Origin of the sequence: Ruegeria meonggei, assembly GCF_042768335.1 — a bacterium.
GTDB lineage: Bacteria > Pseudomonadota > Alphaproteobacteria > Rhodobacterales > Rhodobacteraceae > Ruegeria > Ruegeria meonggei.
In genome coordinates this window covers 1-24369 of the sequence record NZ_JAXHBT010000003.1, presented here as the reverse complement: position 1 = coordinate 24369, position 24369 = coordinate 1, and the positions used below count along the sequence as shown (strand labels likewise).

Genomic DNA, 24369 nt, shown 5'->3' with positions numbered 1-24369 from the left:
TCATGTTGTACACGTCGCCCACAAACTGTCATCCTGCCTTGTATTTCAATGCTTTCAACCGTCTCTGCGCTTGTGCGGTGGCCTAACAACAAGTTTGCTAAGATATTTGGGCGCCTGAGACCCTGTACGCTGTTGAGCGAATGTTTCCAAACCGGCCCTTATCAGAGCTTAAGCGCCGGTTTGATCCCGAATTCAATGGGCTGCTCTGATTTGCGGCGCAGGTGTGCGACCGGGACGTTGGCAGGTGTCTCGACAGTGTTGTCTCTAAACCGATACGCTACCACTCAGAATGCCGGCGGTTTCGTGTGGCAGTAGGGCAGTGGGAAGGATTTTGATGTCACGGGGGCGGCGTTTCACCAGCGGCGTTGCTTGGATGTCCGTTGGCGTCTGGGCCGAGCAGGCATTCAATTTCATAATCATTGCCATCCTTGCGCGCTTGCTTGGAGCCGAGGCCTTTGGCCTGGTGGCAATGGCCGCCGCCTTTGTCCTGTTTTCCGAATTTCTCGTCCGCGAAACCATATCTGAGATTTTGCTGACCCATGACACGCTGACGCCCGAGCGGATGAACTCGGTCTTTTGGCTGCTGGCGCTTCTGGGAGCTGGCCTGACCGCGCTGATTATTCTGGGTTCAGGGCCGGTCTCGGGGTTTTATGACGAGCCGATTGCCGGGCAATTGCTGATCGGGTTGTCGCCGACGGTGCTGATGATCTCGCTTACGGCGGTGCCGGTGGCGCTGTTGCGGCGCGAGATGCGGTTTCGTGTTCTCGCCCTACGCGCAGTGCTTGGGGCAATCATTGGCGGGATTGTCGGGATCGGTATGGCCCTTGCGGACTATGGGGTCTGGAGCCTGGTCGGCCAACGGGTGGTGATGACCGCCACCAATATCGTGATGGCCTGGGGGGCCGTATCGTGGCGGCCTAGTTTCCACGTATCGGGACATCAGATCCGGCAGGTTCTGCATTTCAGCCACCGGATCATCGGGCTGCGCGCGGCTGAACTGGTGGCGGTGCAGTCCCCTGCGGTTCTGATCGGCGCGATGCTGGGCCCGGTCTCAGCTGGGTATTATGCGATTGCCTGGCGGGTTGTGGAAACGGCCTCGTTCCTGACCATCACACCACTGCGCATGGTCTCACAGCCCGCTTTTACGGCGGTCACGCGTGGGGGCGGCAAGGCGTCCGAGATGCTTTTGGATGTCATGCGCCTGACCGGATTCGTAACCTTTCCGGCCTTTGCCGGACTGGCGGTTCTGTCAGAACCGGTGCTGGTCCTGCTGTTTGGTCAGAAGTGGATTCCGGCCGCACCGGTTCTGAGCCTGATGTCTGTTTTCGGAATGTATCTCTGCACCGAGAGAGTGCAGCAGACATTCTGCCTGGCGTCAGGCCAGCCGGGCAGGCTGGCGGTGCTGTCGTGGATTGAGGTGGTGCTTGCCGCCATTGCGATTACGATTGCCGTCCCCTACGGGGTGCCGGTTGTAACGGCGGCCTTTATCGCCGTCTTCCTGATCATGTGGCCCTTCAAATTCGCCAATCTGGCAGCGATCTCGGGGCAGCCCGCTGTCAGGCTGGCGTTGTTGCATGCCCCGCCTCTGATCTCGGCAGGGATCATGGCGGCGGGCGTTGTGGGATGTTTAGCGGTTTTAGGCGACCAGGCTAACATCGCGCGTCTAGGCGTGGGTATCGCGGCGGGTGTGGTGGTTTACACTTGCCTCGCCTTTGTGATGATGCGAGACAGGTTCGCTGTGCTCAAGGCTCTGGCTGCCCGGGTGTGATATTACCAGATGGGGCTGCCCATTCGGAACGTGACTTTCTGTTCATCGCCATCGGGTTTTTTCAGATAGGTGATAACCTCGTTTCCGGTTTCCAGGGGATCGAACCTGAAATGGCCTATAGCTTTGTCGCCGTCCTGAGTCAGATCAACCGGCTGTGCAGCGGTGCCGTTGACCTCGACCAGGGCCGTATCGACATTGGCTACGCCGATCCGCAGCTCGATCTCGATTGGGGTATCCCGCCTCAGCGGTTCATACAGAACCAGATGCGCCGCCCTGATGTCAGCATCAACCGGGTTCACGCGGGACGGTATATAGGCGTCCGGGTTCACGCGCCAATATATGACGGACAGCATGCCCAGCAGGAGCAGCGGATAAATCCAGCGCAGAACTCCCATCCCCCGCCAGATGCGCCTGAAAGAACCCTCCGCCGAGGTCGCAGGGGCCAGACGGGCCGCGTAGATCAGCGAGCCGGTAAAGGCCAGACTTGTGGCCACAAGCCCCAGCACAATCCAGAGCGCCATTGAAAACGCACCGCCCCATAGCCCGTAATGCAGCAGTTCCATCAATAGTTCTAATGTGCTCAGCCCCTTTAGGTCATCCGGCGTGTGGACGCCCAGAACCTCAAGCGTCAGCGGATCTATGGCGACGGTGCTGCCTCCGCGCAGTTCGGAAAAATCCGGATGCGGGCCGCCGAATTTCAAAGCACCGCCCTTGCCGCCCGGAATGACCAGGATGTTCGACTCAAGGCCGGGCAGGGCGTCGCGCGCATTGGCTTCGGCTCGGTCGATAAGAGCTCCGTCGAACCCGTCGGGCAGGGCGGTTTCGCGTGGGGCGGGGGGGGGGAATTTCAGCCTTTCCCCTTCAATCCCCAAACCGCCCAGCAGGAAGTAAAAACTGGTGATGACAATCACAAGAACCAGCGGCAGTGCCCACAAGGCCGTCAGCCGATGGGCTCCCCCGGCCCATGACCGGAGCCCGCCCGAGCTGTTGGGCCATCTGAAAAACCCTTTCCAGAAACGCCGGTAGGTGATCAGCCCGCTGACCATCTGAAACAGCAGCAGGATCGACGTTGCGCTAAAAAGAATGAACACGATTCTACTGTCGGTCAGAAACGTATCGTGAAGGCCCGCAAGAATGCTGGCGAACCCCGGATCGCCTGTCTCATAAACGACGGCACCTGTGGTGGGGTCCGTCCAGTAGCTTACGCGTTCGCCCCATCCCGAGCGCCCGAACGTACGGTCCACAAACCAGGGAGCGGGGCGTTTGAGGATCACAAAAGCATCGCCTTCAGGGTGGGCGGATTTGATCCCCTCGTAGATGTCGCCAAAGCTTGCTGTACGCTCCTCCTCCGCGGCAGAGGTCCAGATCGCGGGCCGGCCGAGGGATTCAAGCTCGAACCCGGCCACAAGCAATGTGCCTGTCAGAAACATGAAAGTGAAAAAGACAGAAAGGTATAACCCAATCCAAGTGTGAAGTCGGAATAACTGGTTACGAAATTTACGAGTCATGTGAACACAATCGACCAATGGATTCGGATGATAGTAATGCAATTAATTGGGTCGAAAAGAAGGATGCAAGAACTTGGACTGCATCCGGTGTCATGCCCGGGGCATTGGGACCGGATCTGTGGCGGCAAGCACACTGTATTCTAAAACATTCCCGCCGATTGCCTGTTGCGCGAATCTGCAATGGTACAGGATGGTATAAGCGTGACCGAACCGGCGGTGCGTAACCGGTGTTTGTAGTTGTTAAGCAAAGATATGATATGAAAACCATTTCTGTTGTCTCGCCGTGCTTTAACGAAGAAAACAATGTGGCGGATTGCTACGAAACCGTTAAAGCGATTTTTGACAAGGATTTGCCTGGCTACAGGCGGGAACACATTTTCATCGACAATGCCTCGAGCGACGGAACCGTGGAAATTCTGCGGGAAATTGCCGAAAAAGATCAGGATGTGAAGATCGTGGTGAATGCCCGTAATTTCGGGGTATTCCGGTCGACTTTCAACGGATTGCGCTATGCGACCGGCGACGGTGTCGTTGTTATGTTGCCTGTCGATCTGCAGGACCCGCCCGAAATGATCCCCGAATTCGCCAAGCTTTGGGAAAGCGGGTATGACGTGGTGGCCGGTGCGCGCAGTACCCGTGAGGAAGGGTTCCTGATGCGCAGGGCGCGTGGCATTTTCTACTATATTGTCAATGGCTTATCGGACGTATGGCTGGAGCCTTCGGTCGGAGAGTTCCAGCTGATCGATCGCAAGGTTCTGAATGCGATGCTGTCCCATAACGATCACTACCCGTATATCCGTGGCATCATCGCAAGCTGCGGGTTCCGCAGGATCATTGTTCCTTATGTCTGGCGGGCGCGAAAGAAGGGGCTGTCCAAACACAACCTGATGGCGTTGACCGATCAGGCGTTGAATGCAATTTTCTCATTCACACGGGCACCGATGCGGTTCTGCACGCTCAGCGGGCTGGTGATCGCGATCGGTTGTATCCTGTTTTCGCTCATTTCTGCGTTACTTTATTTCCTCAATCCGGATCAGGCACCGCGCGGGACCACGACCATCATCGTGGCGCTGTTTTTCCTCTCGGGGATTCAGATGCTGTTTATAGGCATGCTGGGAGAATATATCACTTCGATCCACAATCAGGTCCGAGGGGGCCCGATTGTCACCGAACAGGAACGTATCAACATCGAAGGCCCGGCCCGGGATCCGGCACTGATCAAAGACGAGCATCTGGCATGAGAACATGTCTGGTTCCACTGCGGTGGTGTGGTGTGGTGTTGGCCCTTTGGGCATGTGGCGGGCCTGCCTGGGCCGCAGACGCTGCGGTTACAAACGCCACACTGGCCGAGATGCGTATCTGGTTTGCAGCAATGGCCGCGGCATCGGTGCTTTTGCTGGCTGTATTCTGGTCTCGCGGACAATTGCTTTTTGGTCTTTTGGGGGCGGTGGTGCTTTTGGGCAGTGCGGCCAGATTGTGGCTGACGCAACCGCTTTGGTTCCCGAGGCTCGAAATTTCAGCAGACCCGCCTGAAAACCTGATCATGCTGGTGGTGCTGGCCGCACAGGCGGTGCTGACTTTTTTCGTCCTGATGCGGCCTGTCGGGCGGGCGGCGATACGTGGCCTTTTTGCGCAGGCAGGGGGTGTGCGACTGGCCCTGCTTGTGGTGCTGATCGCAGCTTTCAGCGTTTCGGCCACGCCTTACATCAACTATGGCTACTACACCGCTTTTGGGTTGCAGATCGGTGTCGGGGGCGTTCTGTCCCTTGTGCAGATCGCCACGCTGATTGCGGTTTTCACCGTCTCCGGCCTCGATCAGGCCCCACGCCTTCCGGTATCCGGTCTGGCCCTCTTTGCAACTCTAGCTAGTGCTGTACTCGCCTGGACGGCCTTTGATCGTGTGCCGCATGTGGAAGATGAGCTGTGTTACCTTTTCCAGGCCCGCATCTTCGCCGGCGGCGCATTGTGGAGCCCGGCACCGCCCGAGGCCGCCCAACCCGCGCTGGAGTATTTCCTGCTCGATATTCGGGATGACCGGTGGCTTTCGGTCTTTGCGCCGGGCTGGTCTGCGATCTTGTCCATCGGTGTACTCATAGGTGCGCCCTGGCTGATCAACCCACTGCTGACCGGAGCCTCGGTCTGGCTGACCCATGACATCCTGCGGCGCACCGTTAGCCAGGAGCGCGCTGACCTGGTGGCCCTGCTGATGGCAACGTCACCATGGGTTCTGGCAGTGGGCGCGTCTTTGATGGCGCATTCGGCGACAGTCTTCATGATTCTTGTCGGCCTGTGGTGCCTGCTTCGGGCTGGCCCGGGGTCGACGCTGCGCAACGTTGCATTGACGTTTGTCGCGGGTCTGGCCCTGGGCTGGGTTTTTGTGATCCGGCCGCTCGACGGGGTGATCGTGGGCGGCTTGGCGGGTTTGTGGCTGCTCCGCCGCCTGCCTGCCGGGGTTGGACAGGTCGCAACCTATATGGTGGGCGGGGTGCTGTCCGGATCGGTGTTCCTGCTGTTCAACTATGCGTTCACCGAGCAGTTTCTGTTGACACCGCAGGCGGATTACTTTGTCCGCATCTGGGGGGAAACCGGCAACGCCTTTGGGTTCGGCCCAACCGTCGGGCCGCCAGCAAAAGACTTTGGCGCGCTCGACATGTGGCCCGGTCACAGCCCGCTGGAGGGACTGGTGAACATGCTGCACGGGTTTGCGTCGCTCAACCTCGAACTTCTGGGCTGGGTTTTCGGATCGCTCATACCGATCTGGGTTGCCTTGCTCTGGCGCAACAGCCTGACGAAGTTTGACTGGGTGATGTTACTGGTTTTCGTGATTATTATCGGCGCACTGTTCTTTTACTGGTTTATCGGCGGGTTCTATATCGGCCCACGGTACTGGTATACGGCGGCGCTGCCGGCGTTGGTTTTGGCTGCAGCGGGGATTGAAGAGGTCCGCCGCCGCCTGCCGGAAAGATATCGCGGCCGTTTGGGCAACATTACTCTGCTGTTATGCGCAGTCTCCGTCGTCAGCTTCACCACATGGCGCGGTGTTTCGAAATACCAGGACTACGGCAATTATTCCGGCGACATAAGGCGCATGGCCCAAGCTGAAGAGGTTGGAAACGCGCTGGTGTTTGTGTCCTCGCAACACAACATCGGGTCTGCGCTTTATCTCAACGATCCGTTCCTGCCGCCGGACAAGCCGATTTTCCTGCGTGATGTGGGGGCCGATCAGAACGCAGCCGTGATCGCCGCCTTCCCCGGACGCGAGGTTATCTATCTGGGGGATGCCGATTAGGTGAGGGTCTGTCAGGTTTCGGACTGCCAGGGAAAGCGGTCGGTCAGGGCTCGCGAGATGAGGATAAAGGCCAGAACAGCCGCCGGCAGGACCAGCAACCCCTGAGCAACGATCGGTTGCAGGTCTGCGATCAGCAGCCCCTCCAGCGAAAGGGCATTGAATATATAGACCATCATATAAGACAGCAGATAAAGCGGCAGTTTTCCAAACCCTTTCGTGTCGAATACAAGTCGGGCGTGGGTCATGAAATTCCACATCATTCCGACAACGAATGCGAGGATAAGGGAGGCCTGCGGCGGCAACCCTGCAAGATTCAGAACGCTGAAAAGTGCAAAGCCAAAGGCGGTATTCATCACTCCGACCAGTGCGAAAAGCATGAAAGACTGCTTGCGAAGAACAGATGCGCGTTTCATGCTAGTTTCTTTTTGGCCCCTAGAACCCGGGCCACCCCCGAGACGATATCGTGTTGTGGCGTAAACCCGGCCTCGTCCCGCAAACGGGAGACGTCTGCGGCCAGCCGGTCCGGGTCGTCCGGTGCGCGCGCAATTGCCCCCAGCCGGATCAGATTGGGGCAGTGCATCTGGTTCGCGACCTCTTCAATCAGGTCCCGCACCGGGATTGTGGTGCCGCTGGCCACATTGACTGCGCCAGTCACATCGGTTTCCAGCAGTCGTAACAGCGCGCGGGCCAGATCGTCCACATGCAGGAAATCACGCTCCTGCAGCCCGTCGGTACAGTCCACCGGCTGACCCGCCCGAAGGTTTGAGATCAGATCGCCAAGCAACCGCCCCGGCGGCTCACCCGGTCCGTAGACAAAAAAGATGCGAGCCCAGGTCAGGGATAGGCCAAGCGCGTCTTGTCCCGCGCAAAGGGCCAGACCGGTTCCAGCCTTGGCCGCCCCATAAAGGGTGCGGGGGCGCAGGGGGCTGGTCTCGGTCAGTTCCGGAACCGACCAGTCATATTCGGCGCAGCTGCCAGCGCAGACCGCGCGCTGGCCGCCTGTGCGTGCAAATTCCCGAACCAGATGCAGCGTGGCGGCCATCCAGTCTAGATTGGCCCCAGAGGTCCAGCGGTCACGTGGCCCATCATGCCAAGCCATATGAACCAGGTGGCCGGCGCGGGCAGATTCAAGGGCTGTTGTGGTGGCGTTGGGGTCCAGCAGATCGCAGGCGATATCGCTTGCCGGATTCCGGCCCAGTGTCACCACCTCATGGCCCGCGTCTGTCAGAGCTGTGGCTGTCCCGCGTCCGATCAATCCAGTCGCCCCGGTCAGCAGAACTCGTGCCATCAGCTGATCCTGACTTCTGGCACAGCGGTTACGAACCGGGTGCCATGAGCCTTGAGGTCAGCCAGCTGATCCGTGACCTCGTCCCGGATGTTCCAGGGCAGGATCAGTACGTAATCGGGCGGCATCTCGCGCAGGGCTTCGACCCCATGCACAGGGATATGGTTGCCGGGCAGCAGCGTGTTTTGCTTGGCCGGGTTGAGGTCAACACAGTAAGAGATCAGATCGGGGCCGATCCCGGCATAGTTCAGTAGCGTGTTGCCCTTGGCCGCCGCGCCATAGGCGGCAATGGTGTCGCCACGGGCTTTGACCTCACGCAGGAAGGCGATCAGCCCGTCGCGCAGCGCATCGACCTGCCCGGTGAAACCCATGTAGCCTTCAGGCCGGTCGAATTGTGCGGCCGCTTCGTCAGTGCGGACCTTGGCGACATTAGAACCTTCGGGGTGGCTGGCTCCCTCAAGACAGGCATAGACACGGAGCGACCCGCCATGGGTGGGCAGTTCCTCGACATCGAAGACGCGCAGGCCCGCCTTGGCAAAGATCTTCTCGACGGCCAGCAGCGACAGATAGGAATAGTGTTCATGATAGATCGTGTCGAACTGCACGCTTTTGATCAGGTTGAGAAGATGCGGAAATTCAACCGTATAGACCGCATCGCCCGACAGCAGGGTGGCGATTCCGGCAACGAAATCGTTGATATCGGGCACATGCGCCAGAACATTGGCCGAGGCGATCAGTGCCGGGGGTTTCTCGGTGTCAGCAACCTTTCGGGCCAGCGCCTCGCCAAAGTAATCGACCAATGTGCGCACGCCTTTCTTTTCCGCGGCCGCAGCAACATTGCCCGATGGCTCGATCCCCAGTACCGGAATGCCCTTTTCGACGAAGTACTGCAGCAGATACCCATCATTCGAGGCGATCTCGATCACCAAATCGTCTGACCCGAGGTCGAACCGTTTGGCCATCTTTTCCACGTAAGACCGGCAGTGGGCCAGCCAGCTATCAGAGAAGCTGGAGAAATAGGCGTAGTCGGTGGAAAATATCTCTTCTGCGGGTACGACGTCATCCACCTGTACCAGCCAGCAACTGGTGCAGACGCGGGCGTGCAGCGGATAGACCGGGTCCGGCTTGTCCGCGCGGGCGGGGTCGACATAGGAATTGGCCAGGGGAGACAGTCCGAGATCGACAAGCGTCATCTCAAGAGAGGTACCACAATGGCGGCAGGTGGGATGGGTCGTGCCGGTCATGCCTGCCTCATACTCAGTGTTTCGAATTCAGCAATCTGGGTATGGCACAGCTCGGCTGCCGGGGTGCCACGAGCCCAGCCCGCATACCAATCCGCCGTCAGTCTGACGGTATCCTCAAAGCTCAGGACTGGGCGCCAGCCAAGCGCTGCACGCGCCTGCGATACATCCAGCCGGAGCATATTTGCCTCGTGCGGGGTGTCTGTCGGGGTATCGATTTCGATCCGGCCCTGCCCAAGCGCCTTGATGACAGCCTGAGCCACATCCAGAACCGGGCGTTCATCGTCGCGTTCAGGGCCAAAATTCCAGCCCTTTGCAAAGGCGTCGCCCTCTTCAAGCTTCTGGGCCAGCATCATGTAGCCCCTCAGCGGTTCGAGCACATGCTGCCAGGGGCGAATTGCGCTGGGGTGGCGCAGCACAACGCGTCCCTCGTCACTTAGGCAGCCCCGCACAATGTCGGGGATCAGCCGATCTTCGGCCCAGTCGCCGCCGCCGATGACGTTACCGGCCCGCGCACTGGCGATCCCGGCCGGATGCGGAGCGGAGGCATCAGGTGAATAATAGCTGCGCCGCATTGCTGCGACCGCAATTTCGGTCGCGCCCTTCGATGCGGAATAGGGATCATGCCCGCCCATCGGGTCGGTTTCGCGATAGCCCCAGACTTGTTCGTCATTCTCATACGCTTTGTCAGAGGTGGCGACCACCACCGCCCGCAGATCGGGTGCGATGCGCAACGAATCCAAAAGCTGAACCGTCCCAAGGACATTGGTGGCAAAGGTTTCGACCGGTGTGCGGTAAGATCGCCGCACCAGTGATTGCGCTGCCAAGTGAAAGACGAACTCGGGGGACGTCTCGGCGATGGTTTGATCCAGCGTGTCACGATCGTTCAGATCCCCGATGATTGAACGGACTTTGCCTTGGCCCAGCAAAGACCAGAGGTTTGGATCTGTTTCAGGCATATGCGCATAGCCAGTGACCTGAGCACCGTTCTCTGCCAGCCACGCCGCCAGCCATGCCCCTTTAAAGCCTGTATGCCCGGTCACCAATACCCGCCGGCCTGCAAATGCTTGTGCGGTCATTCCCAGATTTTCCACGGCGCATCGCCTGTGCCCCAGTGTTCTTCTAGTTCCTGACGCTCGCGGATGGTGTCCATGGGTTGCCAAAATCCCTTGTGTTCGAAGGCCATCAGCTCGCCATCGCGCGTCAGGTTCATCAGCGGGCTGCGTTCCCAGACAGTACTGTCATCGTTAAGGTATCTGTCCACCTCGGGCGACAGCACAAAAAACCCGCCATTGATCAGGCCGCCATCGCCGACCGGTTTTTCGGAAAAGTTCTGGACCTGATTATCCTGCATCTCAAGCTGACCAAAGCGGCGGGGCGGCGGAACTGCCGTGACGGTCGCAAGCTTGCCATGGGCGAGGTGAAAATCGATCCCGGCCTGGATATCGATGTTGCCGACCCCGTCGCCGTAGGTCATGCAGAACGCCTCTTCATCCTTGAGCAGATGCATGACGCGGCGAAGCCGACCCCCGGTCTGGCTGCCCGCGCCCGTATCGACCAGCGTCACGCGCCACGGTTCCGATTTGCTGTTTGCAATCTCAAGCTTGCCATTGGCCAGATCGACCGTCACATCCGAATTGTGTAGAAAAAAATTCGCGAAATATTCTTTGATTACATAACCTTTGTAACCCAAACAGACGATGAAATCGGTTACCCCATGGGCCGCATATGTTTTCATGATGTGCCAGAGGATGGGCCGCTCGCCGATCTCGACCATGGGTTTTGGTATCCGGACGGTTTCTTCGCTGAGCCTGGTTCCGAAACCACCAGCCAGAATAACGCACTTCATAAAATTATTCCCTTTGCGATAAGGGGTCAGTCATCAATCGTAAACGACGAACCTCGGCCAGCCATGACCTTGTTCCCAACAAACATCCAAGCGCAGTAGGCGGAAGCACCATGCCCATGTCAAGATTCACCGGGCAGCGAAGTTGGGCGTTTGGGAATTGCACTCGCACTGATCCTAATGGACGCACAATGTGGGGAATTTGGTCGCATTGTTGATGTTGTATTCTGGACGGAATCCGAACGGTGACGGGGTCGGTTTTTGCACCCGTCGTCGTTTGGGCAGAAACTTTGGCAACGCCGGGCGGGCCGGTCTTTCTGGATTATTCCCTATACTTTCGCCGAGCCGCTAGAAAGCTATTTCACGTCAATCCCGGTGTGAAAAAATAGTTCTTACAACTCAATCCGTTGGAAGGTGTGCGTGGAAGTTGCTCCGCTGAACCCGCTGATGGATCGGGCGGCCGGCGGGCATCCGGTTTGGTGGGAATAAAGGCCGCTCTGCGCCGCGTCTTTTTATGGGGCCACCGGCCAGAAATTGCGCTGGTGCATGTGGCATTTCTTCTGCACGCGCGGACGGCACGAAAACCCGGTGCCCTTTATTTTGGCGGCTCATTAGGATTTTGTTGTGAATCGATGGTAACCTCTTATAGCTTGATATCAGTTTTAGCTTGATATCAGTTTTAGTTTGATATCAGTTTTTTTGAGTACATGGGTGTTAGTCATTTGCAAAAAGATACCGTTCCTGTCGTAATTATCGGTGGCGGTCCTGCCGGGTTGACTGCAGCCCACGAGCTTCAGAAACTTAGTGAGACGCATGTTCCTCAGGTCTACGAGGCCTCGGATATGGTTGGCGGCATTTCCCGCACCGAAACCCATAAAGGCTACCGCTTTGATATAGGTGGCCATCGGTTTTTCACGAAAGTGCGCGAAGTCGAAGACATGTGGCATGAGGTGATGGGTGACGATTTCATCACCGTGCAGCGCCAGAGCCGCATCTTCTACCGCAACAAATTCTACGATTATCCGCTGCGCATCTTCAACGCACTTGGCAACATAGGCCCTTATGAGACCTATAAGATCATCGGCAGTTTCGTGAAATGGAAACTCCGCCCCAAGCCGCAGGAAGACACCTTTGAGGAATGGGTGATCAACCGCTTTGGCGGGCGGCTCTATATGCATTTCTTTCACAGCTACACCAAAAAAGTCTGGGGCATTCCGCCGTCTGAAATCCAGGCCGACTGGGCCGCGCAGCGGATCAAAAACCTGTCCCTGCCCAAGGCGGTCTGGAACGCGATTTCTGGCGCCAATGACACGGCTAGCCTGATCGAGGAATTTCAATATCCCCGCCTGGGCCCTGGCATGATGTGGGAAAAAACCCGAGATCTGATCCGGGAAAACGGCGGTAGCGTTGAGATGCGTTCCGAAGTGGTGCAGGTAAACCGCGACGGTAACCGCGTCACCTCGATCGATGTTCGCCATTGGGACGAAAGTGGTGACAAAACAACTGAACGGGTCGAGGGTGAGGAATTCATCAATTCGATGGCCGTGCGCGATCTGATCCATGCCTTTGATCCCCCGCCACCACCCGAGGTGGTCGAGGCGGCTGATCGCCTGAAATACCGCGATTTTCTGATCGTGACTCTGATGCTCGACCACGCGGACCCGTTCCCGGACAATTGGATTTACATCCATAGCCCCAAGGTAAAGGTTGGGCGCATCCAGAATTTCCGCGCCTGGTCCAAGGAAATGCTGCCTGACCAGGACACCTCGTCCATCGGAATGGAGTATTTTTGCCAGAAGGGCGATGGCCTGTGGTCGTCTTCGGATGCGGACCTCAAGGAACTGGCTGGCAACGAATTGGAACAGCTGGGCTTGGCCAAGGCCACCGATGTCATAGACTTTAGCGTGATCCGGCAGCCCAAGGCCTATCCGGTCTATGATGGCGAATACAAGGAAGCGCTGGACACTGTCAGCGACTGGCTCAAGACGCTTGAGAATTTCCAGACCGTCGGCCGCAACGGCTTGCACCGTTATAATAATCAGGACCATTCGATGCTGTCCGCCATGTATGCGGCGCGCAACATCATGGGCGAGGAAAACGACATCTGGGATGTCAATGTCGAAAGGTCCTACCACGAGGAATTCGAGGCAAAGCCAAAAGAGAAAACCTCTGAGACAGCCTTTGAGAAAGGAAGCCGTGCTCGAATGAGCGGGTGAGCTTCGGGCTCATCTGTCTGTGCAGGCATTTTTGGGTGGGCAGCCTCCTGAGTTTCGAAACGACGGATTGACCGGAACTGTGAAGCAATTTCGATATCTTGCCTTGCTGGCACTTCTGGTTGGTATTGCTTTGATTGGGCAGGATATCGCAGGCCCGATTGCGGCAAAGGTCGCGTTTGCAGACGGGCCGTCGCCCTATTTCATCGCTAGCGATGCGCTGTTTTTGTATGTTTGGGTGCCTCTGGTGGCCCTGTCGGCCTCGGCGCTTATTCTCGCCCCCGGTCTGCTGTTGGCGCTGGGGATTGCCCGGTTCGATGACCGTTTCGAACATGTCCTGCTAAAAGGATTTACGCTTTCCCTGTTCGGAGTGCCCACGCTTGCGGCCGTCGTGCAGGCAATCAGTGGCATCCCGATGACGGGAACAGCTTTCATACTGCTGATCGGTCTGCTTTGTCTGCCCGGGATTGGTTTAACCCTGGGAAAACCTGCACAGGGAATCTTCCGGGGCCGGGGGTGGGATGTGGCAGGCATGATGCTGCTGCCTCTGGTGGTTTTGCTGTTGATGACGCCCAAATTTTATTGGGAAGCGCTCAACGATGACGGGGCGCATAGCTTACTGAGCGCGACCCTGTTCATCACCCGTGGTCTACCGTTCTGGCCTCCGGATTCTGGTCCGCTGACCAGCTATCCAAATCCAAAAATGATGACCGAAGTTTTCCTGCAAACCAGCTTTATTCGGGTGTTTGGTTCGTCCGAAGCGGCCCTTCGGTTCGCGTATCTGCCCGGTGTGTCGGTTTTGTTCGGCATGACGCTGGCATTTATCCGTTCACCGGAAAATCGCACGACTGTGTGGTCCGCTTGCGGGCTGGGTGCAGCCTTGCTTATGTTTTCTTTCGCGATGGCGTTTAATCCATCCTACAACCCGTATTTTGCCGACATCGCCATGCCGATGACGCGCGAACCGCTTATCTTGCTTGGGGTTCTGGGGTACATCCTGTTCTTCCGTGACAAGAAATTCGGCTGGATGGCGGGTGTTTCAACACTGGCCCTTTGCACGGCACCGAACGGTATTCTGCTGATAGGGTTCTTCCTTATGGCGCATCTGCTTTTGGGCCGGTTCCAACCCATTAAGCAGGTGATCATGGGCGGGCTGATTGCCCTGGCGGTTTTGATGCTGAGCTCTTTGGCCATGACCGTGCTGGAAAAAACGGGCCTGACAGGTGTTTCCGGCGAATTCAGCACAGGGGCCATTCTGCGGCGCCTGCGCTATGTGACGATATTCGATACACACCGGTTTTTATTCTGGCTGTTGCCCTGCGGGATTTTACCCGGTCTGGCGCTGTTGGCGTGGCGCTGGCAGGACACGCTATCCAGAACGTTGACGCTGATGACCGTGGCCTATGTTCTGTTCTTTTACGTGCAGGCCTATCGTATTCTGCCGCATCATTTTGCCCCGGTGATTTTGTTGCCGCTGATCGTGTTCTGGCGATTGCGCCCGGTGCAAGCTGCCCCGGCCCCGGCATTTGCCTTAGCGCTGGTGGGTCTTGCGCTTGGCGCCTGGCTCAGCTGGCCCGAGACACTACGCCCGTTTACCGTGACCCGGGATCTGGGGCAGCGCATTGCGATTGAAATCGAAGCCGATCCGTTTTTTGACCTTGATGAAATCCGGGTCACGCCGACCTTGATCAGGAATGCCTTTCCTCCGGTCTGGTCCGATGCCGAATTGCAAGATCAGTACGTGGCGGGAAGCGTCTCGGTCTATATGTATGCGCGGGAGCCGGTTCCAGCTGGCGTTACGCCCAACTATTTTGTCCGCATGGAATCCGCGCCTCTGGTGGCCGGGGAAACAGTACTGGGTGACGCTCTGGACGGCAGAGTTCTGGTGACAAACCATTTGCCCGCCTATGAAGCGGATTTTCGCAATGCGGATGCCCCGGTCAGCATTGCGCCTGCGTATCAGGTGCCGCTGGAAACGATTTTTGGGCGCGGCGCCCAAAGCGGCCCGCGTCAGGTCTGGGATATCGCAAAGCTGTTGGGGCTCAGATAACCGGGCCGGGCAAGGCAAGGTGCCTATTTCCGGCGAAATGTTTCTTCGCGCTCGTCGTAATACAGGACGGGACGGCCCGGAAAGGCTTTGATCACGGCCTCATTCGCATTACCCCCCAGATCCTTGGCATAAGCCGGTTTGTCTAACGGAAACCACGGATCATTGAAGAACAGCGCCGAGGCAAGCTGGCTTCGGAGTGTGACAAGAACAAGCGGCTGGGCTGTGCCTTCCGTTTCGGGCAGCACGACAGAGCGGTAGTGATCGTCATAGGTGCGATGGTCGTGATATCTTGTGACGCCCCGATAAGACAAAAAGACCGTCACGGAAAACAGACACAGAATAAGCAGCACGGCGTTCAGTTTGTCGGGTGCTGACGTAAGACCGACAGCTTCCAGTCGGGTGCCGGTTTCCAGAACCCCTTTGGCGCTTAGCAGCACTAAAGGCGCGATTATCATGAACCAGTATCGGGGGCCTACGTAGAAGCTGGCGACGAACCAATACAGGGCGTGCGCACCGGCAATGACGATAATGATCGCAAGCATCATCCGGTCTGTTGCATCGATGCGGCCATAGATCAGCAGGACCCAGACAAAGACCAGTGATCCGATCCCCCAGCCCATAAAATCGGTATGCAGCGCGCTGATATTCGTCAGCGTGTTGATCACACCTTCAAACAGGGAATGCTCATGCGGGCGTAGCTCCATATGGCCCCAGCCTTCCGGCGCGCCTATGTTCTGGCCGAAACCAAAGGCGTTGGAGCCATCGATCCAGACCCGGTGATAATAGTCCGACAATGTTGTCAGCAGCGGGTCGCCGGTGAAGTAGTAATTGTAGAAAAAGATCAGGCTTCCTGTTGCTATACATCCCGCGCTGTAGCTGAACACGGTCAATGGGTGGCGCAATATACCGCCGCGCCACAGCAGAAACAGACCAGTCAGAATGCCAAGCAGCAGACCATCCAAATTACGGGTCAGAAACAGCCACCCCAGTGCCAGCCCGGCAGCGAAGACGGGTAAAACAGCCCGTTTCAATTCACCTTCTTCGGCGCGCAGGATCAGAAACCACGCCAGCAAAAGCAGAAACAGCGCGAAGGTATGGGCCATCAGAGAGGCCGACATTGCAATGAACCAGGGAGATGTCGCCAAAATCAGGGTGCTGATGTTGGCCGTGCGGGCATTCGTTAACCGTTGCACCACGCCCTGCGCCAGAAAGATGGATGCCGTGCCCAGGATCGGGTTCACCAGCCACGGTACGCCCAAAAGGACCCCCAGTGCCAAGATCGCAGGCCAGCCGGGCGTGAAGACCGATATCCAACGCCCGTTATGGTGATCGAGCAGGTAGTGTTCAAAAGCCGCCCGGGGGCCTTCCGGCAGGGCCGGTACATGCAGGGCACCGCCTGCATAGGTCTGGGCCTGAAACATATAGGCAAGCTCATCCTGAACGTGAGGAACCCGTTCAAAGGAGAACCATTCCAACACCAGCGTCGCGCTTAGAAAGACGGCCGCCATGCAGCCTGCCCACTGCCAGCCTGTGGGCAGTTTCACCCCTCTGGGCAAGGTTGCGGCAAGTGCTATCACCGTCACCAGATTGATGAGCACAAGGATCAACCCCGCCGCAAGCTGAAGGAAGTAGACGTCGATTTCGTTCAGGCGCAGATGGTTGAGGATCGGCACTGTGAACGCGCCGCTGAGCAAGAGGAATGCAGCGGTGCGTTTCGGTTCCAAAGCACCGATAACCTGCGAGATTTTGGTGCTGCCTGAATGTCTGACCAGCACAAAGGCCGAAAGGACGGCCTGCCCGGCAATTATGGCATACATCGCCATTTCGATTGCCGATCTGGGCGGCAGGCGCAGGGCCGGGTACCAAAGCGGTTGTGTCACATAAAGCTGCGATGCCCCGCCAACAAACAGAACCAGCAGCATCAGGCCCGGCAGCGTCAAATCCCTCAGCGCAAAAAAGGAGAAGACGGCCAGCGACAGCGCCACCATCAGTACCCACCAATGCGCCAGATCGCGGACACCGGACAGGGCACCCTGCGCAGAACCGGCCAATATCAGCACCGCGGCCAGCCCGGCAAAAGCGGCCAGCACAAATCTCAACCGTCGTGACGGCGCGGGTGATGAGTTCATGAAGATGGTCATGCGCGTGAAGGCTGGTTGGATGTGCTGGCGTTTTGGCTGTTCAGGCGCAGAACAGTGTCAATGACCGCCACCAGAAACAGCAGGGCACCGATGGTTGCCAACCGCGAGCTTGGGAAGATTTCGACCCCATCCACGTGAAAAGCCCAGACATCGACAAGGTTCTCTGACCGCCAGATCAGCAAGGCACCAAGCCCTGCAAACAGAGTGCTGACCACCCTCCCTCTGAACAGCAGGGCAAGCGGGGCGGCCAGTAGCACAAAGTCGTAAATATGCAGCGGGGCCAGCGCGACGATAGCTGCGCTCGCCAATCCGAAAACCTGCCAGGTGTGTTCGTTGGTGTCGCTGGCTCGCGTCAGCCGAGTGGGGCCATGGCACAGCGCCAGAATGATCACGAGTGTGATGATCGTTGCTGCAGTGCTGCCGATATCAAGGCCCGTAAACTCCCACATGATCAGCCGCAGGCCCGTCATGGATTGCGGAAGGTTGGCGATTGTAAAACCGTCATAGGCGGCCAGATTGCGGAAGAAATCCAGAATGGTGCTTGGGGCGGTGAAAAGCGACGGCAGCGTCAGTATGGCCGAAAGAAGAATGGCCATCAAAACCACTTTCCGGGACTGCGTATCGAACAACAGGTACAGAACCACAAAGGGCGCACCGATCTGCGGTTTCAGCAAGACCAGCGTCAACCCCACGGCATCGAAGAAGATGCGCCCACTGACGCGGCTCCAAAGCATCAGGGTAATGCCAAGGCCTGCGATCAGCGTTGTCTGGCCAACGGAAAACAGGATCGCCGTTGCTTCGAGGATCGCCAGAAGAAAGAACAACACGCTGAAGAGGGGGAAATAAATCTGCCCCCCGGTGAACTCGGCAAGCATCTGGCTGCGCCCCGGAAAGGTGGTTTTGAAGGCGCTGGTCAGCAATCCGCAGATTGCGATGACAATGCCAAGGCCGAAGACATTCCAGACCACATTTGCCGCGTTCAGATCCAGTGCACCCAATGGCGCGGCAAACACCCACCATGTCGGTGGATAAGGCCACAGAACCGGGACATGTCCCACGTCTATATTGGCCTCACCGTGTGCCAGATAGGTTGGCCCATAGGGGTTTATTCCCTCATGCCACATATCGCCGGCCACCCAGATGAACCGGAAATCATACCCTGCGGGCAGGGCGGACAATTGCGTGATCTTCAGCAGCAGATAAGCCAGTGCCAGAGCGAACATGAGGAGCGAAAGACAAAGGGTGACGCGCCGTGCAAGAACGGGGCTCATGAACGATCGTCGCGGTTTGCTGTCCGGTGTCATTCGCGACGAGGCTTTTGCTCTGTCAATTTCGTCCATGAATTACCGTCACCATTAAACCGCCCTCGTCCGGTGTAAATTACGATAAACCGTGTAACGGGCCTAAAAACACACGGCCTATCCTAAAGCATGCGGCTCAAAATCAAAGTATTGTCGATTGCGCGGACGCAGAAATGAAAAGCGCCGAGCCCTGGATGCACATTCTGTGCGTTTTCGGGAAATTGTTGCCATGCACGCGATCAGGCCCGCCAGATGCTCAGATCGCGATCCAGAAGATGTTCCAGATCCTCGATTTCAGGCAGCAGTCTTTCGCGCAGGATCGTGCGTGCACGGTCCGGCATCTCAACCTCGCGTTTGAGGTTGAACTGGGACAGGCGGTCCCTGATTTTCCAGCGCAGCTCCTGTGACATGACGCGGGCGATCATGCCGGTGATCGGGTTGGGTTTCATCAAAAAATCCTGAAACAGACGGCTGCGCGGCACGCCGCCTGCATTTACCCGAGATGACAGATCGGGCTGGAAATCTGTATCGGCCCCGATGAATGCGGTGATGCTATTGATGACATCTTCCGGATGGTTCTGAAACTCTTCGTAGGTGCGGATCAGGAACTGGTTGCGGTCGAAAAGTTTGAAATAACGTGACAATTGCTGCGCATAGAGCGGAAAGCGAGAATAACCGAACAGGGGCTGCCAGCCTGCGGCAAGCCGCTCGTCTTCGGCATCTAGTGCCGCAGAGAAATCTTCCAGCGGTTCGATCCGTTGCTTCACCGCATACAGGTAATGGGACAGGGCCTGATCTATCGGATTGCGCAAAATGACCACCATGCGCACCTGTGGGATGCGGCGGTAAATGCGCTCCGGCGCTTTGTGGGCGTAAAGATAAAGTGGGGACGCCTCGCCGCAGACCGTGCCCGCCGGCGCATCGGCAAACAGGGCGTTATAATCCTCGATCTGCGTGACCGAGTTGTTGACATAATCCGCGCCCGGGCCGGAAAAGTTCAGCGCCTCACCCTCGAAGGAGAAAAAGTTCGGCTCTTTGGCTGAGGGCATGAAGATACTCGGGTTTTGCCGAAGATAGCTGTACAGCGCGGTCGTACCGGCCCGTGCGGCACCGAGGATCAGGAAATCCGGCATCCGTGCCGCGTGATCCGCAGCTTCAGTTTCGGGTGACATGGAGTTTCTGCTTTTGTCCCAACACGTGATATTCGAACAGACACCAGACATAGATGGTGGCCGAGTAGACATAGTAGACTTGGTGATAGAGCAGGCATTTGAAGGCGAACCACGGCCCTCCATGCCCCGCCATCGTGCGCACCAGGTCGAAATTGGCGACCAGAGCCGCCGCAAGCAGCAGCAAGGGTAGGGGCCATGCTCCGGGCCAGAACGGCAGAGCCAGAATCGACAGCAGCAGCAGACCCGCGATCCCGGCCCGCGCGCGTTCGGCTGTCGAGGTATTGAGGTCGTCCGTCAGCCCTTCGCGTGAAATCATCAACCGGGCCCAGGGCAGGGCGCGGCAATAGATATCCGTGCTCAGGCTGTTGCGGATAGTCCAAACCTTGAGGTGCTTGCCCTGCAATTGCGGCTCGACCAGGATACGGCGGCCGGTTTCGGCGATACGGTATCCCAGCTCTATATCCTCGATCGATGGGATCTCATAGGTTTTCACGTCAAACCCGCCTACTTCGCGAAAGACATCTCGCCGGATGGCACCGCAACCGGCCCAGAAGGTACACGCCTCGCGCCGGGCACGCTGATGATGATAGCGGTGCAGAAGGTTCTTGTAGCGCGAAAACCAGGCCTGCCCGTCCGGCGCATCATCGTAAGAACCAAACACCGCCCCGACATTGTCCTCGGACATGGCGCGGCGGATATGTTCCGGCCCATCGGGCCAGGCAATCACATCGGAATCGACAAACCACAGGACATCTCCTGTGGCGTGTTCCGCCGCGAGATTGCGCGCCGCCCCAGGCCCGCCATTGATGGGCGTGGTTAGAACTGTCGCCCCCATCTCGTGCGCAAGTGCGGCGGTGCCGTCGGGGGACTGGTCATCCACCACCAGGACCTGCTGTACCTGACCAGCGTTTAGCATTTCAATCAGGGGCGTCAGGACGCGGGGCAAAAGATGCTCGGCATTGTAAGCGGGCATGACGACACTGATGGACAGAGAATGATCCGACATCACAAATCCCTTTTGGCGGCATGCTGCCTTACGATAAGAAGAAAGGCCGCAGTGAACGGCAATAACCACATCACACGCGCGCCATAGCGGTCTGCCGGCTGTGATACGCCACCGCAAACCAGCGCGTTGACCGCAATTCCGATCAGGATGAACAGGGCAAACAACTTGATGTCCCGCGATACGCTGCGCGGTATCAGCAGCAGAACCACAATGACTACAAATGAGCCGGCGTAGATGGTGCGGTGCAGAATGTCGGCCGCCGCAATCCACCCGCGATCCTTCGACAACAGGCCGCCCTGAATCAGATCCTGCTGGGAATCGTCCAGTCTGGCAAGATGACGGGCATTATCCAGCGCCTGTTCCGACGGGATTGTCATTCTGACGCTGTCGCGCAAAATTTGACGATAGCCATTCTCAGCCAGTGCGAGAGACGTAGCGACAGGGCGAGAGAGAAATACCGCCTTGGCGAATTCGCGTTGAGAAAGCGCAACGTGCTTCTGGTCTTCCGCTGACATGAGCCGGAATGAACCAAGCCTGGGAGAGCGTTCAAAAATGATATGCGATGCCGTCATCCTGTAAGGATCATCAGACCAGGAAAGCGCCTCGTGCAGGGCGCAGGTCGGTACATTTTCATCCGGGCAGACGTCGTTCAGATAGTCCATGCCCGGCCCGTCAACAATCAGCCGCGCGGTGATATGAGGGGTGTAGACGACCTCTTTATCGGTTCTGGTTTCCACGGTGATCTGAAATGCCTTGCGTTCGGCGACGGCAATCGCAAGGACCAACACAACCAGTGTCACGGCCCGCCAGCGCCCCGGTGCCCTCACACTCAGGGCGGCCAGAATGACAAAAGGCACCATAAGCCCATCGATGGCTAGATGGGACGGGTGCGAAATGACGGAAAACGCGGCAAGGCCGGACATCAGCAGCAGTTCCCAAACCCGCATCGACCGGCCGAACGCTGTCAGCGCTGCAATCGCGATCAGCAGAATTGGCGCGAATATGTCGGGCATCATATAGGCGATGTAAAAGGGCAATGAGGTGACGGCCGCCCCCAACAGTGGCACTGTGATCATTAGGGTCGTGTTGCAGGTCCCCTCCAGCGCCCGATTGGCGGCCCGCGCCAGCAGCCATACTGTCAGCACAACCCCTGCCAAATGGAAGAACGGAATGGCCGTAAGGGCATTGGCGCGAAAGAAGATGGCCATGACCAGGCCATAGATCAGCGACCGGGAGCCGGTTGCCGTACCGTCCTGATCAGCGGTGTAACCTCCCCCGCCGCCGACTTCGTTGACCGTCGGCAGAAAGGTGTTCAGCGCCACGTTGCCCTGTCGGATATAACTGCCGGTGTCATAGTAGTAGAGAGGTCCGCCATTGATCAGCAGCACTGATAAACAGGCAAGAACGGCCACGGCAAGCAGCAGGAATACTCCAACCCTCCAAGACGATTTATCAGAGGGAACCGATACGTTCATATCCGCTCTACAGCGTTCTCCGCCGCCACAGCTATGCGCCGGAAATAGGCGATTGTTGCTTCCAACCCTTCTTCCAGTGGCACGCTGGGTGCCCAGTCCAGCTGTTCCCGGGCCCGGGTGATGTCCGGCTGACGCTGGATTGGATCGTCCTGCGGCAGCGGGCGCTGCACCAGTTCGGATTTCGAGCCCGTCAGGCGGATGACGGATTCAGCCAGTTCACGGATACTCAGTTCAACCGGGTTGCCTAGATTGATTGGGCCAGTCACGTCCTCGGGCGACTCCATCAGTCTGATCAGCCCACCGATCAGATCGGACACGAAACAGAAGGACCGGGTCTGACTGCCATCGCCATAGATGGTGATGGGTTCTCCGTTCAGGGCCTGCATGATGAAGTTGGACACCACACGCCCGTCATCGGGATGCATGTGCGGACCATACGTGTTGAAAATTCGCGCCACTTTGATTGGCAGGCTATGCTGACGATAGTAGTCAAAAAACAACGTCTCGGCACAGCGCTTGCCCTCGTCATAGCACGAGCGCGGCCCGATCGGATTGACGTGGCCGACATAATCCTCGGTCTGCGGATGGATTTGCGGGTCGCCATATATTTCGGAGGTCGAGGCCTGCAAAATCCGCGCGCCGACCCGTTTGGCCAAACCCAGCATGTTGATCGCGCCATGCACCGCCGTCTTGGTCGTCTGTACCGGATCGTGTTGGTAATGAAAGGGCGAGGCCGGGCAGGCCAGATTGTAAATCTCGTCCACCTCGACATAGAGCGGGAAGGTCACGTCATGGCGCATGACCTCGAACCGCGGATTGTTCAGAAAGTGACGCAGATTGCCGCGCCGCCCGGTAAAGAAATTGTCGATGCACAGAACTTCGTGCCCTTGCTCGAGCAGAGCCGCGCAGAGATGCGAACCCAGAAAGCCGGCGCCCCCTGTAACCAAGATACGCTTGGCGTTGAGATTCATGTCATTGGGATCAAAATCAGATGCGTTCATCGGCGGTCTCGGCAACTTTCACCATTTCTGACACAACACCCATTCGCATCATCCCCCTGCTCATAGGCAGGCACTTCAAATATACGGTCAAAATGTAAATTCCGATCGAAAATAAGTGCCTGTACTTAGTACAACAACAGCTTAACGCTACACGAAACTTCCGGTTCGTCTAAGAAGAAATACAGTGGGCTTCGGGTTTCCCTCCACATTTTGGGCAAAACGCGGCCTGCTGGCCGTTTGAAAAATTTCGAATACGAATAGTGGGGCCTGTTGTGCCTGATTGTTTCCCGCTTATTGGATGCAACGATATGTTTGTCGCGCCAGGGACCATCCGGTGCCAGCTCTTTAACCTGCCCGGGGCGGCAAGTACTCAAATCTCAGGGTGCCCTGTCGATGCCGCGACCCGCCAGAATCTGATTCTGACCGCCGTTCTGGCCTGTTGTGTCCACACTTAAGAAACAAACTATCGAACATGACATGTATTGTGTTGCTGCTCGCGCTGCGTGGCCACAAAAATGCCCCAATCTCAAAAATAAACTGTAGAAATCAATTGGAAAGAAGGTATTAAAGATTCAAGTAGGTGACACGCCCGGGGTGTGCGTGCGTTACATGTGTGAAAATGTTTAGGGTGGATTCTTTAATGTTCAGAACTTTGAAAGTGATGTTCGCGGGGCTTGTTACTGCGGTTTTTATGACCGGTTCGGCCAGCGCGTTGACACATGTTTCCGCTGGCGGCACCTATGACATCACGTCCGATAATCTCTTTTATGGCGCCGTTAATTCGGGGGTTGGTGGCGGAGGATCCTACACGGTCAACTTCACCTCGCCCGTCGATCCGCTGGGCGCATCGGCACAGGCGACAATAGGCATTCGCCTGCTGAATGCAGCTTTCCCGATGGGTCTGACCGTAAAATGGGTCGATACGAATAACCCCGCCACCATTCTGGCTTCGACACCCATCGTGGGCGGCGTAACGACAACGCTGAAAACACTCTTCAGCAGCGTAAGCCCTAACTCTTTGAGCCAGAGCCTCGTCTTTACCTGGGCTGCTTCCTCGCCGGATGTGTCTTTTG

18 protein-coding genes are annotated in these 24369 nt (G+C 57.4%); 6 read left to right on the top strand and 12 right to left on the bottom strand.

Annotated features, from left to right (window positions below; genetic code table 11):
• Window positions 1-289: 289 nt before the first annotated feature.
• Window positions 290-1768 (top strand): oligosaccharide flippase family protein, encoded by a 1479-nt coding sequence (locus SJY13_RS22805; RefSeq protein ID WP_377194679.1) that lies wholly within the window; start codon window positions 290-292, stop codon window positions 1766-1768.
• Between the two features lie 2 nt (window positions 1769-1770).
• Here SJY13_RS22805 and SJY13_RS22800 read toward each other — a convergent pair whose 3' ends face one another.
• A complete protein-coding gene (locus SJY13_RS22800) occupies window positions 1771-3276 on the bottom strand; it encodes a PepSY-associated TM helix domain-containing protein (RefSeq protein ID WP_377194677.1) in 1506 nt (501 codons plus the stop codon).
• Window positions 3277-3533: 257 nt separating this feature from the next.
• On the opposite strand from SJY13_RS22800, the gene SJY13_RS22795 reads away from it, so the two are divergent.
• Window positions 3534-4517 carry a glycosyltransferase family 2 protein gene (locus SJY13_RS22795; protein WP_377194675.1) on the top strand — a complete coding sequence of 328 codons (984 nt, stop codon included), beginning with the start codon at window positions 3534-3536 and terminating at the stop codon, window positions 4515-4517.
• Window positions 4514-6565 (top strand): hypothetical protein, encoded by a 2052-nt coding sequence (locus tag SJY13_RS22790; protein WP_377194673.1) that lies wholly within the window; start codon window positions 4514-4516, stop codon window positions 6563-6565. The genes SJY13_RS22795 and SJY13_RS22790 overlap by 4 nt, the downstream gene beginning before the upstream one ends.
• 11 nt (window positions 6566-6576) lie before the next feature.
• On the opposite strand, the gene SJY13_RS22785 is transcribed toward SJY13_RS22790, so the two are convergent.
• Genes SJY13_RS22785 through rfbF form a run of 5 tightly spaced genes read right to left on the bottom strand, consistent with a single transcriptional unit; the run spans window position 6577 to window position 10940 of the window.
• Window positions 6577-6978 carry a GtrA family protein gene (locus SJY13_RS22785; protein ID WP_377194671.1) on the bottom strand — a complete coding sequence of 134 codons (402 nt, stop codon included), beginning with the start codon at window positions 6976-6978 and terminating at the stop codon, window positions 6577-6579.
• Window positions 6975-7853, bottom strand: coding sequence for an NAD-dependent epimerase/dehydratase family protein (locus tag SJY13_RS22780; protein WP_377194669.1), 879 nt, complete (start codon window positions 7851-7853; stop codon window positions 6975-6977). Before SJY13_RS22780 ends, SJY13_RS22785 begins: the two co-directional genes overlap by 4 nt.
• A complete protein-coding gene (locus tag SJY13_RS22775) occupies window positions 7853-9094 on the bottom strand; it encodes a methyltransferase domain-containing protein (protein WP_377194667.1) in 1242 nt (413 codons plus the stop codon). Before SJY13_RS22775 ends, SJY13_RS22780 begins: the two co-directional genes overlap by 1 nt.
• Window positions 9091-10170 (bottom strand): CDP-glucose 4,6-dehydratase, encoded by a 1080-nt coding sequence (gene rfbG, locus SJY13_RS22770; protein WP_377194665.1) that lies wholly within the window; start codon window positions 10168-10170, stop codon window positions 9091-9093. Before rfbG ends, SJY13_RS22775 begins: the two co-directional genes overlap by 4 nt.
• Window positions 10167-10940 carry a glucose-1-phosphate cytidylyltransferase gene (gene rfbF / locus SJY13_RS22765; RefSeq protein ID WP_377194663.1) on the bottom strand — a complete coding sequence of 258 codons (774 nt, stop codon included), beginning with the start codon at window positions 10938-10940 and terminating at the stop codon, window positions 10167-10169. Before rfbF ends, rfbG begins: the two co-directional genes overlap by 4 nt.
• A gap of 719 nt (window positions 10941-11659) precedes the next feature.
• On the opposite strand from rfbF, the gene SJY13_RS22760 reads away from it, so the two are divergent.
• Entirely contained in the window at window positions 11660-13153 is a 1494-nt protein-coding gene (locus SJY13_RS22760) for an NAD(P)/FAD-dependent oxidoreductase (RefSeq protein WP_377194661.1), read from the top strand.
• Between the two features lie 79 nt (window positions 13154-13232).
• Window positions 13233-15200: a hypothetical protein gene (locus SJY13_RS22755; RefSeq protein ID WP_377194659.1), complete on the top strand. Its 1968-nt coding sequence runs from the start codon at window positions 13233-13235 to the stop codon at window positions 15198-15200.
• 23 nt (window positions 15201-15223) lie between these two features.
• Here SJY13_RS22755 and SJY13_RS22750 read toward each other — a convergent pair whose 3' ends face one another.
• The 6 genes from SJY13_RS22750 to SJY13_RS22725 all read right to left on the bottom strand — a co-directional run bounded on the left by SJY13_RS22750 (window position 15224) and on the right by SJY13_RS22725 (window position 23296).
• Window positions 15224-17329, bottom strand: a complete 2106-nt coding sequence (locus tag SJY13_RS22750; RefSeq protein ID WP_377194657.1) for a glycosyltransferase family 39 protein — start codon at window positions 17327-17329, stop codon at window positions 15224-15226.
• 8 nt (window positions 17330-17337) lie between these two features.
• The gene (locus tag SJY13_RS22745) at window positions 17338-18612 is read right to left on the bottom strand and encodes a glycosyltransferase 87 family protein (protein ID WP_377194655.1); all 1275 of its coding nucleotides are present in this window, start codon (window positions 18610-18612) and stop codon (window positions 17338-17340) included.
• Window positions 18613-18881: 269 nt separating this feature from the next.
• A complete protein-coding gene (locus tag SJY13_RS22740; protein WP_377194653.1) occupies window positions 18882-19814 on the bottom strand; it encodes a sulfotransferase family protein in 933 nt (310 codons plus the stop codon).
• The gene (locus SJY13_RS22735) at window positions 19798-20820 is read right to left on the bottom strand and encodes a glycosyltransferase family 2 protein (RefSeq protein ID WP_377194651.1); all 1023 of its coding nucleotides are present in this window, start codon (window positions 20818-20820) and stop codon (window positions 19798-19800) included. The genes SJY13_RS22740 and SJY13_RS22735 overlap by 17 nt, the downstream gene beginning before the upstream one ends.
• On the bottom strand, window positions 20820-22295 hold the full coding sequence (locus SJY13_RS22730; protein ID WP_377194649.1) for a hypothetical protein: 1476 nt from the start codon (window positions 22293-22295) through the stop codon (window positions 20820-20822). The genes SJY13_RS22735 and SJY13_RS22730 overlap by 1 nt, the downstream gene beginning before the upstream one ends.
• Window positions 22292-23296, bottom strand: a complete 1005-nt coding sequence (locus tag SJY13_RS22725; RefSeq protein WP_377194647.1) for a UDP-glucuronic acid decarboxylase family protein — start codon at window positions 23294-23296, stop codon at window positions 22292-22294. The genes SJY13_RS22730 and SJY13_RS22725 overlap by 4 nt, the downstream gene beginning before the upstream one ends.
• Window positions 23297-23936: 640 nt before the next feature.
• Between SJY13_RS22725 and SJY13_RS22720 the strand changes: the two genes are divergently transcribed.
• A partial coding sequence (locus tag SJY13_RS22720; RefSeq protein WP_377194645.1) for a hypothetical protein occupies window positions 23937-24369 on the top strand: 433 nt, incomplete at its 3' end.